At 36.5% G+C, this 14,543-nt stretch carries 12 protein-coding genes; 3 read left to right on the top strand and 9 right to left on the bottom strand.

The window, feature by feature from the left end:
• Positions 1-271 precede the first annotated feature (271 nt).
• From argS to ACZ11_RS18265, 8 genes are all read right to left on the bottom strand, one after another.
• Entirely contained in the window at positions 272-1,939 is a 1,668-nt protein-coding gene (argS, locus tag ACZ11_RS18300; RefSeq protein WP_049667979.1) for an arginine--tRNA ligase, read from the bottom strand.
• Complete coding sequence (locus tag ACZ11_RS18295; protein WP_049667978.1) at positions 1,939-2,370, bottom strand: DUF1934 domain-containing protein; 432 nt, start codon at positions 2,368-2,370, stop codon at positions 1,939-1,941. Before ACZ11_RS18295 ends, argS begins: the two co-directional genes overlap by 1 nt.
• A gap of 345 nt (positions 2,371-2,715) precedes the next feature.
• Complete coding sequence (locus ACZ11_RS18290) at positions 2,716-3,858, bottom strand: agmatine deiminase family protein (protein ID WP_049667977.1); 1,143 nt, start codon at positions 3,856-3,858, stop codon at positions 2,716-2,718.
• Positions 3,859-3,935: 77 nt separating this feature from the next.
• Positions 3,936-4,763, bottom strand: a complete 828-nt coding sequence (locus ACZ11_RS18285; protein ID WP_049667976.1) for a MerR family transcriptional regulator — start codon at positions 4,761-4,763, stop codon at positions 3,936-3,938.
• Positions 4,764-4,961: 198 nt separating this feature from the next.
• Complete coding sequence (locus ACZ11_RS18280) at positions 4,962-5,720, bottom strand: CPBP family intramembrane glutamic endopeptidase (RefSeq protein WP_049667975.1); 759 nt, start codon at positions 5,718-5,720, stop codon at positions 4,962-4,964.
• Positions 5,717-6,286, bottom strand: coding sequence for a TetR/AcrR family transcriptional regulator (locus ACZ11_RS18275; protein WP_049667974.1), 570 nt, complete (start codon positions 6,284-6,286; stop codon positions 5,717-5,719). Before ACZ11_RS18275 ends, ACZ11_RS18280 begins: the two co-directional genes overlap by 4 nt.
• Positions 6,287-6,686: 400 nt before the next feature.
• Entirely contained in the window at positions 6,687-7,439 is a 753-nt protein-coding gene (locus ACZ11_RS18270; RefSeq protein ID WP_049667973.1) for a CPBP family intramembrane glutamic endopeptidase, read from the bottom strand.
• Between the two features lie 594 nt (positions 7,440-8,033).
• Entirely contained in the window at positions 8,034-8,477 is a 444-nt protein-coding gene (locus ACZ11_RS18265; RefSeq protein WP_049667972.1) for a winged helix-turn-helix transcriptional regulator, read from the bottom strand.
• Positions 8,478-8,646: 169 nt separating this feature from the next.
• Here ACZ11_RS18265 and ACZ11_RS18260 point away from each other — a divergent pair, with 169 nt between their 5' ends.
• Both ACZ11_RS18260 and ACZ11_RS18255 read left to right on the top strand, forming a co-directional pair.
• A complete protein-coding gene (locus ACZ11_RS18260; RefSeq protein WP_049667971.1) occupies positions 8,647-9,363 on the top strand; it encodes a 3-ketoacyl-ACP reductase in 717 nt (238 codons plus the stop codon).
• 347 nt (positions 9,364-9,710) lie between these two features.
• Positions 9,711-10,826, top strand: coding sequence for a hypothetical protein (locus ACZ11_RS18255; protein ID WP_049667970.1), 1,116 nt, complete (start codon positions 9,711-9,713; stop codon positions 10,824-10,826).
• 378 nt (positions 10,827-11,204) lie between these two features.
• Here the strand turns inward: ACZ11_RS18255 and speB are convergent, their stop codons facing one another.
• A complete protein-coding gene (gene speB, locus ACZ11_RS18250; protein ID WP_049667969.1) occupies positions 11,205-12,077 on the bottom strand; it encodes an agmatinase in 873 nt (290 codons plus the stop codon).
• Between the two features lie 364 nt (positions 12,078-12,441).
• On the opposite strand from speB, the gene ACZ11_RS18245 reads away from it, so the two are divergent.
• Entirely contained in the window at positions 12,442-14,496 is a 2,055-nt protein-coding gene (locus ACZ11_RS18245) for a transglycosylase domain-containing protein (protein ID WP_049667968.1), read from the top strand.
• Positions 14,497-14,543: the final 47 nt, after the last annotated feature.

Below are 14,543 nucleotides of genomic sequence, written 5' to 3'. Positions count from 1 at the left end.
CGATCCTTTCCGTCGCTCTGGCGAATCCTTCCGTCGCTTCGAAGATCCTTTCCGTCGCTCTGGCAGTTCCTTCCGCCGCTCTGGCGAATCCTTCCGTCGCTTCGAAGATTCTTTCCGTCGCTCTGGCGGTTCTTTCCGTCGCTCCAACGATCCTTCCCTTCGCCCCCGCGGCTCTTCCCTTCACTTCAACAACTCTGCCCTAGCTATCAAATCCATATCCATACAAAAAACCCCCGGCACATTGTCGTGCCGGGGGCTAGAAAGTCTATTATTACATTTTTTCCGGTGCAGATACGCCGATTAAGCGTAATGCGTTGGCAATTGTTGTACGCACAGCAGTAATAAGGGCTAAACGAGCTTCTGTTAGCTCTTTATTTGAAGCATCTAACACTTTTTCAGCGTTATAGAAGCTGTGGAATGCAGCTGCTGTTTCTTGAATATAGTTGGCGATACGGTGTGGTGTACGGTGCTTCGCAGCATCTGCTACCGCTTTCGGGAAGTCGCCCACTTTTTTCAGTAAATCGATCTCTTTTTCTGCAGTTAACAGAGTTAAATGATCTGTTGTTGCAGCAAAGCCTTGCTCACTAGCTGAGCGTAAAATTGAAGAAATACGTGCATGTGCATATTGTGCATAATACACTGGGTTTTCATTTGATTGAGATACGGCAAGATCAAGGTCAAAGTCCATGTGAGAATCACCTGCAGTTTTCACGAAGAAATAACGCACTGCATCTAGGCCAACCTCTTCTACAAGCTCACGCATTGTAACAGCGTTCCCTGTACGTTTAGACATTTTGAACTTCTCACCGTTTTTATAAAGCTGAACCATCTGGATGACTTCTACTTCAAGCGTATCACGGTCGTAGCCAAGTGCCTGAATAGCAGCCTTCATACGTGGGATATAGCCGTGGTGGTCAGCACCCCAAATATTAATTAATTTATCAAAGCCACGTACAATTTTGTCCTCATGATATGCGATATCTGGAGTCAGGTATGTGAAAGAGCCATCATTTTTAATTAACACGCGGTCTTTATCGTCGCCAAATGTTGTTGAACGGAACCAAGTAGCACCGTCTTCTTCAAATACATGACCATTGGCTTTCAGTTTATCTAACGCTACTTCGATTTTGCCGTTTTCATATAGTGAAGTTTCTGAATACCACACATTGAAGTTTACACGGAAGTTTGCAAGGTCTGTTTTTAACTTGTCTAATTCTAACGCTAAACCATGTTGACGGAAGAATGCAAAACGTTCTTCATCAGATTTTGCTAAAATTGCATCGCTATGTTCTCCTGCTAGTTTACCAGCGATTTCAATAATATCTGGACCGTGGTAGCCATCTTCCGGCATCTCAGCATCCATTCCTAAAGCTTGCTTATAACGCGCTTCAAGTGAATAAGCTAAATTATTAATTTGGTTACCAGCATCGTTAATGTAGTACTCACGAGATACTTCGAAACCTGCCATATCTAGCACATTACATAATGAATCCCCTACAGAAGCTCCACGCGCATGACCTAAATGAAGATCACCTGTTGGATTCGCTGATACGAATTCAACTTGAACTTTTTCTCCTGCGCCAGCATTAGAACGACCATAATCAGCACCTTGCTCAAGCACCGCTTTTACTACACCTGTTAAGAAATCTTTACGCACAGTAATATTCATGAAGCCAGGGCCAGCAATATCGATTTTCTCAATATCTGTACCTGCTGTGTCAAGATTTTCTAAAATAGCTTCTGCAATCGCACGAGGTGGTTTTTTTGCTAATTTCGTTAATTGCATAGCAATATTTGTTGCATAGTCTCCATTTGCCTTATCCTTCGGTGTTTCAAGGTGAATATTTAATTCTGTGCCAGCATCGACTAAGCCAGCTTTTTCAACAGCCTGCGCAATCGCTGCTTTAATGGCTTGTTGTACTTGTTCTACTGCGTTCATCATTGTACCTCCGTAAATGTAATATCTAATGTATAATTGCCAACGGATTGCCCACCCATTAGTAAATCGTACTGTACATGGAAATCTCCGCTTATTGCCTGCTTTGTAAACGTCATTTCTTTCGTGTCTATGACGAGTGGCATTGAACCGAAATCACTTTCATAATGACCCATTTGTTGTTCAATTATGTTAAGTGGTAGTCGCATTTTTACTGCTCCATTACGCATAATTAATGCCTGCTCACTGCCTAGCTTCATAGTTGTGCGGATGGTTTTATCCTCCTGCACTTCTTCATATTTCAAATATATACTTCCTGCTTTTTCGAGTAGCTGCCCTGTCAGCAACATTTCATAACCTTCAGACTCCCCATCAATCGGGCGAATCTTAGAAATGAGCTTAATGTTCACCTGCGATCTCGCTTCGTTCGCCATTATGGACGCTCCCTTTTAAATGATTTTACTATAACCTTTTTATTATATATTAGGAATGACGCAAAATTCAACATGCAGGTGTTAGGAAGTCTGTTAAATCAGCATTTTTGATATTATTCTTTGTTTTCACTTCAATGCAAGATAAAGCATACAGAAGCATGCTTTTGAGGCTAATAAACGGCGAGCGTTTGTGAGTTGATTAAGGATGCCTCAATCTTATTTTATTTGGATTCTATTTAAGTTATATTATTTTTTGTAACACTAAGGATAATGACAAAAAGAAAAAGCCTTATAAAAAACAAGACTTCTTTCTCAATTATGTTCAGCTCAGGTGTAAAGACTCTATCACTTTAAATTGACTGGTTGTTGTTGTGTAACGCAATGAATCATACCACCATCTTTATAAAGCTCCCTAACATCAATACCGATTACCTTACGATTAGGGTATAGTTTTTGGATTATATCGTTTGCTATTTTGTCATTAGGGTCATTATAATTCGGAACTAACACAACTGTATTCCCAATATAATAATTTACATATGAACCTTTATACGACAAATTCTTTCCATTATCTAAAACTATATTATTTTTACTGATTGGTAAATACACATACTGATATGGCTTATCGGAAGGATTCTTTGCATGCATTAATGTTTTAATATCCTTATTGGAGAGACCCCATTCTTCTAAATCATCTTTTTTCATTGTAATGATTGTAGATTTATCATGGAATTTTGCAAAACCATCAATATGAAAATCTGTAATATCTAGGTTCGGAACACCATCTAACCAAATAAAGTTACTAGCCCCGAGATTTTCACCCACATACTCCTCAATTTCTGATTCTGTTAGTTTAGGGTTTCGATTTTTATTAATAACAGCACTACGTGTTGATAAAAAAGTACCATTACCATCCAGTTCAAATGCTCCTCCTTCGAGTACCACACTGTTTAGATTTATTCGTTCCATACCTAACTGTTTACTAAGAACACTTGGTATTAATGCATCTTTTTTATATGGTGTTTTCTTACCCCACCCATTAAATCCCCAGTCCATGAGTTTCATATTGTTATCTTTATCATATACAAAAATTGGTGCTGTATCTCTTGCCCATACATCGTCAGTAGGAACAATATAAAAATCGATTTTGTCCATATTTAGACCCTCATCATACAGAAGGTCATAAATAGAATTCTTTTCATATTCATCATATGCAATAATATGGACATTTTCTCCTTCGCTAAGGGCAGCCGTCATCTCAATCCAAATTGGTTCAATCTTTTCTACATAGTCTTTGCCATATGTAAAGGAATGCGGCCATTGTAACCACGTACCTTCATGTTTGCTGCTTTCATCTGGCATTGTATACTTACCTACGTATTGTTTTTTCACTATTTCGCTTCCCTCTACTTTACTCGGATTACACCCTCCCATAATGAACCCAGCCGTTAATACAGCCCCGGCGCAAAATACAATAAATTTTTTCATAACCAAGATCTCCTTTTATTTTTATAGTTTACTCTTGGAAGTAGAATAAGGTTTGACATAGTGTGAAAGTCAAGCAATTATTGTATTGGCTTTTTGCAGACGGGAAAGCTAATTTGCGTCACATACTCCTCTTCATGGCAGTCACATTCTGAACCTTTTAAGTAGGTTTCATATGGTGGACCATCCATGCTGTAGCCGTTGCTTTTTGCCCACTCTTCAAGCGCTATATGTGCGTATCCGATATAGTCATAACTTCCGATATGCAAAGTAGTAGCAATAATATTTTGGGGAAGTTTTTTTATTTGCCATTCGCTTGATATTTTTTCGTTACCTCTACTAATGATTGGAATTATTAATTCAATATCACAATGTTCAGGGGGAAACTCTTCATCAAAAAAAATGGTTGAGGGAACACTAAGTAAATGAATATTACTTTCTTTTGCCTTATCGTAAAGGGATTCAATATACCTGTCCATGTCATCAATATTAATCTGCAATCTTTGACTTACAACACTGATTTCGTTTCTTATTCCCAGCGATATATCATATGATTTCCTTACTCCTTGGAATAAATCCGCTTTCTTTTCAATTAATTCTTGCATTTCCAAAACAATCTGTTTATTCCGACTCATTTCGTTTGAAATTTCATCTATTTTCGTGTGTATCATGCTGATAAACATTGTACTGTCTGATGATTGGAGGATCGCTCTAATTTCGGGTAGAGAAAATCTATATTCTTTCAGTTTCTTGATTCGTAATGCCGTTTCTAATTGACTCTGATCATAATATCTGTAACCGTTTGTTGTATCTACAAGTACTGGTTTCAATAGTTCTTCCTTGTCATAGTGTCGTAACATGCGCGCACTCATTTTACAAAGCTGTGAAAATCTGCTGATCGTGTACATATTTCTCCCTTACTTATTGTAATTATATTTTTAGATAAAGTCTGAAGCTTATGATATCAATTGCTTCTCGCAAAAAGCAAGATTGCTTAAGTAAGTGCATTATCCTACAACTAATTACTGAAGCTTTAACATAAACTTGTTAACGAAACTAGACAAAAAAGCATCCACTCAAATTTAATGAGTAGATGCTTTTCGTGTTTAAACGTAACTCTCAGGATTTTTTAAATTCATAACAGCCTTTTTAGGAAATAAAGCTCTCCAGAAATAAATCGCTAGACCAATTAACACTATACAATGAAAGACATAAATAGAAACGGCAAGTACATTTGGCTCACTGTCAGTCAAGAAAGCTATAAAATCGTGCATAGCATGCCAGACAATTGGGAAAACAATACTTTTTGTCTTTGCAACAATTTCTGCACAAACTAACCCAAAGAGGAATGCATAAGTTATTTGTAGTAATGTCATTAATAAATCAGCACCGGAAGCTAAATTTGCAAGATGTCCAATACCAAATAAAAATGAGGAGCCTAGAATAGCCACTTTTAGCCCTTTAGCTGATAAATATTTAAAAATTAAGCCTCGGAAAATAAACTCTTCGCAAAGACCAACTGCAATAACAAATAGAAGCAAAATAAATACATACTGCGCAGAAAAACCATCTTTACCTGTAATACCATTAAAGAATGCAATCAACTCAGAAAAAACGATTACAGCCATCCATGCCCCAGCTTTAAACCTTCTAAATCCAAAATCATGGAAAGAAAATTTACTTTTTTTCATGATCCAAAGAGCAACTAGAACACCACCTGAAGTGGAGATAAATTGAATCAAGAATATAGAATTTAAGCTACTTATATTTTTGATTGTTATAATTGTCCCAGCTATAGCAGGAAAAACAAGTGCAAGCACAGTAAATAATATGGATAAAAGAATAGGTGAATTTTTCATTTTCATTTATTTTCTCCATTCAATAATTTTTGTTTAACGCCTTCATAAACCTCATTTAAAATCCCCTCAATTTCCGAGCTATCTAAATCGCAAGTATTCGTCGCACACATTGTTGCTATACCATGCGTAGTTAACCAAATATCTATAAATAGAGATCTAGCAGAAGTTTGAGTTAATCCTGTTAATTTAGAAATAAGTGCTATAATCCCCTGGTTTTCTAGATCATTTACCAAATCCGAAAAGCTCGAGATCTTATATTTATTGGATAAGAATAACAGCTCAAATAACTTTTTTTCTTCACGAGCAAAGTTAATATAAGCTAAACCCATCCCTAAAAAAGAACTTTCTTGCAAGCCTCGAAACATTTTTTCGTTATAAAGATTGCCAGCCCTTTCATATATCGCATACTTCAGATCGTCCATACTCGAGAACAATCGAAATATAGGCTTTGTCGAACAACCTAACTCTTTTGCTAAATCTCTTGCATTAATACTATCAATGCCGCTCTTCCTAGCCATTTCAAAAGCACAATCCATTAAAATTTCCTCTGTAAACCGCTCTTTTGGTGCCAAAAAAATTGCCTCCTTTCAATAGGTAACGTTCGTTACCTATAATGTAACAGCATTTCCCTATTAATGTCAATAATGTTATTCAAAAAAATTTCAAAGAAATAAAAAAAGCTCACTTTGTAAATGAGCCTCCTTTTTCCCTCGATAGCTATTGTGATAAACAACGGTATCCTTGGAATGATTATGTGAGTTAGCTTTAAAAGTAAGCGGGGCTAAAAGTGAGCTCATTACGCTTCCCCACTTTTAGCCCCACATTAATCAACTATGCCTCGGTATAATTGCGTCCGGAGGTTTTAACTTCTTTCAGCAGGTGTTTGGATACCAGCTGAAGAAGTTAAATAAATTGTTTTATCTAGCCCAGTACCAGTTCTCTTAGCGGATCCCATTAAACGTAACTCTCAGGCTACCCATTGTTTATGATTATCGCTCCCGACTTATCTTTCTTAGTAAATAAAGCTCTCCAGAAATAAATTACGAGACCTATTAACACTATACACTGAAAGACATAAATAGAAACCGCAAGGACATTCGGCTCACTTTTATCAGTCATGAATGCAATAAAATCGTGCGTAGCGTGCCAGACAATCGGGAAAATAATACTTTTTGTCTTTGCTACAATTTCTGCACAAACTAGCCCAAAGAGGAATGCAAAAATAATTTGTAGTAATGTCATTAAAAAATCCTGACCGGAAGCTAAATTTGCAAGATGTCCAATACCAAACAAAATTGAGGAACCTATAATAGCCACTTTAAGCCCTTTTACTGATAAATATTTGAAAATTAGACCTCGGAAAATAAGCTCTTCACAAAAACCAACTGCAATAACAAATAGAAGTAAAATAAATAAATACTTCGCAGAAAAACCATCATTATCTGTAATACCATTTAAGAATGGAACTAGCTCAATAACAACGATAACAGCCATCCACGCCTCTGCTTTAAACTTTCTGAATCCGAAATCTTGGAAAGAGAATTTACTTTTTTTCATGATCAAAAGAATAACTAGAACACCAGCTGCAGTGGAGATAAATTGAATCAAAAATATTGAGCTTATGCTACTTATATTTTTGATTGTTATAATCGCTCCAGCTATAGCAGGAAAAACAAGTGCAAGTACAGTAAATAATATTGATAAAAGAATAGGTGAATTTTTCATTTACTTTCTCCATTCAATAATTTTTGTTTAACGCCTTCAAAAACGTCTTTTTAAATACTTTCAATTTCCAAGCTTAAGTTTTGTCGAGCAACCTAACTCTTTTGCTAAATCCCTTGCATTCACACCATCAACGTCATTCTTCCTAACCATTTCAAAAGCACAATCCAATAGAATCTCCTCAGTAAATCGCTCTTTTGGTCAAAAAAATTTGCCTCCGTTCAATAGGTAACCTCCGTTACCCATAATGCAAATTTTTTTCCTAGCCATGTCAATAAGATATGTGAATCTAATCAAAAAGTTTCCAAAAAAAATAAAAAAGCTCACTTCGTAAATGAGCTTTTTTCCTAAGAAAGCTTGTTATTTCCCCATATCTATTGAACCTGTAATGATTATGTTTGCCAAATACAAGTGGGACTAAAAAGTAAACTCATTACGCCTCCCCCACTTTTAGCCACATTAATCAATTATGCCTCGGCATAATTCCGTGACATCCGCCGAAGGCTTTAACTTCTTTCAGCGGGTGTTTTGACACCCGCTGAAAGAAGTTAAATAAATTGTTTGACCTATCCTAAAATCATTTCTCTTAGCAATTTGTTATATTCGCGACTGATGTTTCACTTTCGCAGCATCGCTATTTAAATCATCGGAAATGACTTCGTTATTTTTCTCATTGCTTTCTTGTTTAATTTGATCAATTCTCTTTTTTCCCCATTCATACATCAACTCAACGATTGGTAATAACGTCATCCCTAGTGCTGTCATGGAATATTCGACTTTCGGAGGAACTTCTGGAAACACTTCTCGATGAACAATCCCATCTTCCATCAGTTCACGTAATTGGTTTGATAATATCTTATGAGATATTTTCGGAAAAAGTCTTTGAAGCTCACTGAAGCGATGTGGCCCTTCTACACCTAAATGCCACAAAATAACAACTTTCCATTTCCCGCTAATAATTGATAAGGTAAGTTCCTTTTCGCAATGATAATCGTTATTTAATATTCTCTCTTTTATCTCTTCTCTTAATTTATCTGACATAGAGCTAACTCCCTTTTATTTCTTGTAAGTTACCTTTAGTAACCTCCGCACCAAAAAGTGCACTCTTCACAATGTATAAAACCGTAGTAAAATGAGGATAGTCTTAAAGACAAATCTTAATCTATTTTTTCGTCTAAATAAAATTATCTCAACTAAAGGAGCGAAAAACATGCAAACAATCGCAGGAAAAGTGGCGTTAATTACAGGAGCAGGGCGTGGAATAGGACGCGCAACAGCAGTAGCTTTTGCACAAGAAGATATCCACGTAGGTCTTGTTGGACGTACTCTTGAAAATTTACAACAAGTAGCAGAGGAACTTAAACCGTATGATGTGAAGGTAGCAATCGCCGTGGCAAATGTTGCGGATTTAGACTCTATTACCACAGCCGTTGAATCTATTCGTGGAGAGCTTGGCGCCATCGACATTTTAGTAAACAATGCCGGCATCTCAAAATTCGGTAGCTTCATGGACTTAACGCCTGAGGAATGGACAAATATTATCGATGTTAACGTAAAAGGTGTGTACTATACAACACGCGCTGTATTACCGGAGATGTTAGAGCGCAACACAGGCGACATTATTAATATCTCATCAACAGCTGGTCAAAAAGGTGCGCCGATTACAAGTGCATACTCGGCTTCAAAAGCTGCAGTTATCGGACTAAGTGAATCATTAATGCTTGAAGTGCGTAAGAAAAACATTCGTGTTACGACATTAACGCCAAGTACCGTTGCTACAGATATGGCAGTTGAACTTAACTTAACAGACGGCAATCCAGAAAAAGTGATGCAAGCAGAAGATTTAGCAGATTTAATGGTTGCACAACTAAAACTTCATCCACGTGTTGTATTAAAACATGCTGGACTTTGGTCAACGAACCCTTAATAGAACTATTTGAAATAGCAAGGCGCTATCCGATGTATTTTGGATGGCGCCTTGCTTTTTTTAACAATGGGATCCATACAGTTTATGACCCCTTTCTCTAGGGGTTGGATGAGCAAACAGTATCTGAAGTTAGAGCTTAAAGGGATTAAAGCTAACCCACCCCACTTTTTCGCCTTTGATTTAACAGCCATCCTCTAAATGTTCGGGTAGTCAAAAGGAAAAGTTTAAGTATTAATCTATACCTTCCAACTATTTTAAAATTTTTTTCAACTTTAACTAACTTTTTATATTTGGAAAGACGTCTAATAATTAGAAATTTAACCATTTAAATAAAAGGAGAAATAATTATGAAAAAAACAATTAAAAAATCTTGGATGATTGTATCAGCACTAACAATAGGAATGGCTGTCTTCACGCCACATCAAGCTGAGGCAACAACAGCACAAACAACAAACGAAATAACTGTTAAAGCTGAGCAACAAATTAAAGGAACTATTAAAAGCGTATACGGAGATAGCATCACAATTAAAGGGAAAGACGGCAAAAACTATTATATCGACCTTCAGAAATTTTCAGATAAGCAATTAGAAAAAATGAACTTAGTAGAAGGTCAGGAAATCTCTGTAGAAGGTAGCTTAGTACAAGATTATTCAGACTTCTATACGTTTGACGTATATAAAAAAAGCTTACCTAAAGAAATAACAAAAGAAGACCTAGCAAAATTAGAAAAGTTGTTTAATCAAACGAAGAAGTTAGAAAAAGAAGAGAAATATGATGAAGTAGAAAAAGTTAATCTTGAAATGGATAAAATCACAAAGCCGTATATTTTAGCTAGCTGGGTACCTGTATCCTTTGAAGAGTTCATTGAAGAGTATGGATTTAGTGAAAAAAATATAGTTATTAAAGAAAAAGATCAAAAACAACTTAAAGATATTTATCAACAGTGGATAAAACTAGAGAAATCTGGTAAAGAGGAAAACGCACAAGAAAAATTTGATGAATTCCAGAAGGTTCTTCAACCTTACTTAGATGTTCTAAATCCACCGTTAACATTTGAAGAATACATCTCAGATTTGGAATTAGATATCCCGGCTGATGCCATGCCAAAACTAAAAACTTTATACAATGATGCTAAAAAAGCTGATAAAGATAAAAATGATCAATTATCTGAAAAGCTATGGGGTGAATTCGATGAAATGATTAATCCTTATTTTAAGCCACTTAGCTTTGAAGATTACTTGTCTAACTTTGATTTCGAAATCAAGGCAAATGATCAAAAACAATTAAAAAAGCTTTATGAAGAAGCAACAGCTCTTGATAAAAAAGGTGACTATGAAAAATCTAATGAAAAATGGGGTGCTATCGACAAAATTTTAAATCCATATATGGAAGCAAATAAAGAAATTCTAATCTCAGCTTCTAAAGTAACGATAAACGGTAAAGTTTATATTTCAAAACATTAATAAATATATTCGGGGTTATCCCAAAAATCATTAAACAATGATTTAGGGATTAACCCCTTTCTTGTCTCCTTATAGAACCGCCCTAGACGCTCAATGTCGCCATAATTCTGTGGTCATTAACAGTCTGCAATTTTGCCGATTCCCAAATTGCCCCTTATCAACTAACCTAATATTCAGAGTTGGTGACAACTCTGCTCTAAGCAAAAATTCTTTCGTCGAATTTCTTTAATCCCGAAAAGTTTGGAGTCCTGAATATATACAACCAAGAGATGAAGGCGCAAACGGTATCTGTATTTAGTCAGAGTTAAAAAGAAAGTGGGGCTAGCTCATTGCTATACCCCACTTCAACCGCTTCATATAAACATTAAAAAAACCTACTTATTTTACCCAGCCCAAAATCATTTCTCTTAGCAATTTACTCGCTGTATTCGCAGTCATTTCGGATGAGTCGTAGATTGGTGCTACTTCAACTAGGTCAAAGCCCACTACATTGACGTTACTTGCTGCAATCGCATGGATTGACGCTAGTAATTCTTTTGATGTAATACCACCGCAATCTACTGTTCCTGTACCAGGTGCATGTGCTGGGTCAAGTACATCTATATCAATCGTAACGTAAACATTACGTCCTGCTAAAGACGGTAATACTTCTTTTAATGGTTCTAGCACTTCAAATTTTGAAATGTGCATGCCATTTTCCTTTGCCCATTCGAATTCTTCCTTCATACCTGAACGAATACCAAATGAATAGACATTTTTCGGTCCGATATGTTCAGCAATTTTACGAATAGGAGTTGAGTGAGAAAGTGGCTCCCCTTCATATTCTACACGTAAGTCTGTATGTGCATCGAAGTGGATAATTGCTAGGTCATCATATTTTGCAGATACAGCTTTCATAACAGGCCACGATACTAAATGTTCGCCACCCATACCTACAGGAATCTTGTCATCTGCTAAAAGCTTCTCGATATACTTTTCAATTTCATTTAATGAGCGCTGTGCATTGCCGAATGGTAACGGTATATCACCCGCATCAAAATATTTCACTTCTTCTAGCTCACGGTCCAAATATGGGCTATATTCCTCTAGGCCAATAGATACTTCACGAATACGCTGCGGACCAAAGCGTGAGCCCGGACGATAACTAACTGTCCAGTCCATTGGCATACCATAAATAACCGCCTGAGCATCCTCATATGTAGGATGACTTTTTATAAAAACATTTCCTGAATAAGCCTCATCAAATCTCATTACTCAACCTCCACTTTTATTAATTAATCCTATTTAATTTATTTCATCACTACTTATTCATATAGCAAAATATTATCCAAAAATCTCAGTGATGAACCTTTTTATCATTACTCTATTAAGGACTTACAGGAATGTAATGAAACCTCTATCCTTCTATCCTCGTATACATTATTGGAACGTCTAGCAAAATTCGATTAAAATCTACAAGGTAGTATTCTTTTGTCGAACGCTAGCATTTCAAACAGTACAAAAAAAGTATAGATGTTTTTGAATAAAGTGCAATAGTTTTTACCAATAATTTCGATTAAATACGAATGTTCAGACACATACTATACGCAAGTGTGAGAAAACGAGGTGAAGTCGGATGAAGAGAAAAAGCTATCAACGTAAGCAAAAACGTTCAAAGCGTACACGTAAAGCACTTACCCTTTTTGTCGCCTTTACATCCGCAATTGTAGTAGCATTTATAGCTTTACGCGTCTATGTTCAAGTGGCTGGTGCTCCGCCTTTAACCGTACCTAAAGCCTCTATTTTCTTAGATGAAAATGAGAACCATATTGGGGATCACTTTACGAATGAACGACGTTATTGGGTTAGTCTTGATGAGATGTCCCCCTATTTAAAGCAAGCAGTAGTAGCTGTTGAGGATAAAGATTTTTATAAGCATGGCGGTTTGGATTTTTCTCGTATCGCTGGTGCATTATTAGTGGATATTAAGGCTGGAGGTAAGGTTCAAGGAGCAAGTACAATTACACAACAATATGCTCGAAATCTATATCTTTCACACGAGAAATCGTGGACACGAAAATTAAATGAAGCACTGTATGCTTATAGATTAGAAGTTTTTTATGATAAGGATGAAATACTGGAAGGTTACTTGAATACTGTTTACTACGGCCATGGTATGTACGGCGTAGAAGCTGCAAGTCGTTTTTATTTCGGAAAATCTGCAAAAGATTTAACACTTGCAGAAGCAGCAATGTTAACTGGGGTTCCAAAAGGGCCAAGTATTTACTCCCCTATTGTCAATTTAGATAAAGCAACTAATCGCCAACACGTTATTTTAAAACTGATGGCCGATCAAGGTGCTATTACGCAAGATGAAAAAACACGTGCAGAAAGTGAACAGCTTGTCTTAAAGAGTGATAGCTGGGTAGCAACAAAATCTGTAGCACCATTTTTCCTTGACGTAGCATGGCAAGAGGCTAGTGAAATTTTGAAATCGAAAAATCTCGACATAAGTGAAGGTGGCTGGACTATCCAAACAACTCTTAATCTAGAACACCAAAAAGCAGCAGAAGAAGCTGTAGCCAAACATATGCCTAATGATGATCTTCAAACTGCTTTTGTTAGTATGAAATCCAAAACAGGCGCCGTTACAGCATTAGTTGGTGGTCGTGACTATGCTACAAGTTCATTTAACCGAGTTACACAGGCAAAACGTCAGCCAGGCTCAACCATTAAACCTATTTTATATGCAGCAGCTTTAGAGAATGGTTATACACCTTTAACGTATTTAAATGTAGGTGAGACAACTTTCACTTATGATAAAGGACGTGCCACATATTCACCCAAAAATGTTAACGGTAAATTCGCAAATCATGATATGTCAATGGCACAAGCTATTGCTATTTCTGATAATATTTACGCTGTTAAAACTTTAGAGGAGATTGGATTTAAAGCATTTCATGAAATGGCTAATCGCTTCAACGTGAATATCGGCACGAAGGACAACTTATCCATCGCGCTTGGCACGACTGAAACAACGTTATATGAAATGACGAATGCATATAATACTTTAGCATCGCAAGGTCAAAAAACTACGCCTACTACTATTGTTTCTATTAAAAATGCTAATGGCGATACCATCTACGAAAATAAAGAAGTTGATAAAGAAGTTGAGTCAGTTCTCTCAAAGGAAAATACGTATATTTTAACAGAAATGATGACGGGTATTTTCGATCCAGTCTTTAGTGATTATTCTCCAGCTACAGGGATTGGCATTCGCTCTCGCATGACGCATACGTATGCAGCCAAATCCGGCTCTACAAATAGCGATCAGTGGCTAATTGGATTTACACCTAGCTTAACTGCTGGCGTGTGGAACGGCTATGACCAAGGAAAAAATCTAACGGAAAGAGAAGATACTGCATCTACAAAGCAGATTTGGATCGACTTTATGGAGGCTGTCAATAAAGGTACAAAGAACGAAGACTTTACAAAACCTAAAGACGTTAAAGGTGTGGTCATCGATATTGAATCAGGTAAATTAGCAACAGATGCCTGCCCTAAACAACGTCTTGTCTATATGGATGAGAAAGATGTACCTACTGAAAAATGCTCAAACTTCGATATTCTCGATACCGATACGTGGGGAAATTTCTGGAACATGCTTCCATTCTCCATTTTTAAAAATTAACTAATCATGCGGAACCTTTATCAGCTATAAACGTTTTAACTTACGAA

Origin of the sequence: Lysinibacillus xylanilyticus (assembly GCF_001183605.1) — a bacterium.
Lineage (GTDB): Bacteria > Bacillota > Bacilli > Bacillales_A > Planococcaceae > Lysinibacillus > Lysinibacillus xylanilyticus.
The sequence above is the reverse complement of the archived record's forward strand: the minus strand, read 5'-3'. Positions and strand labels throughout refer to the sequence as shown.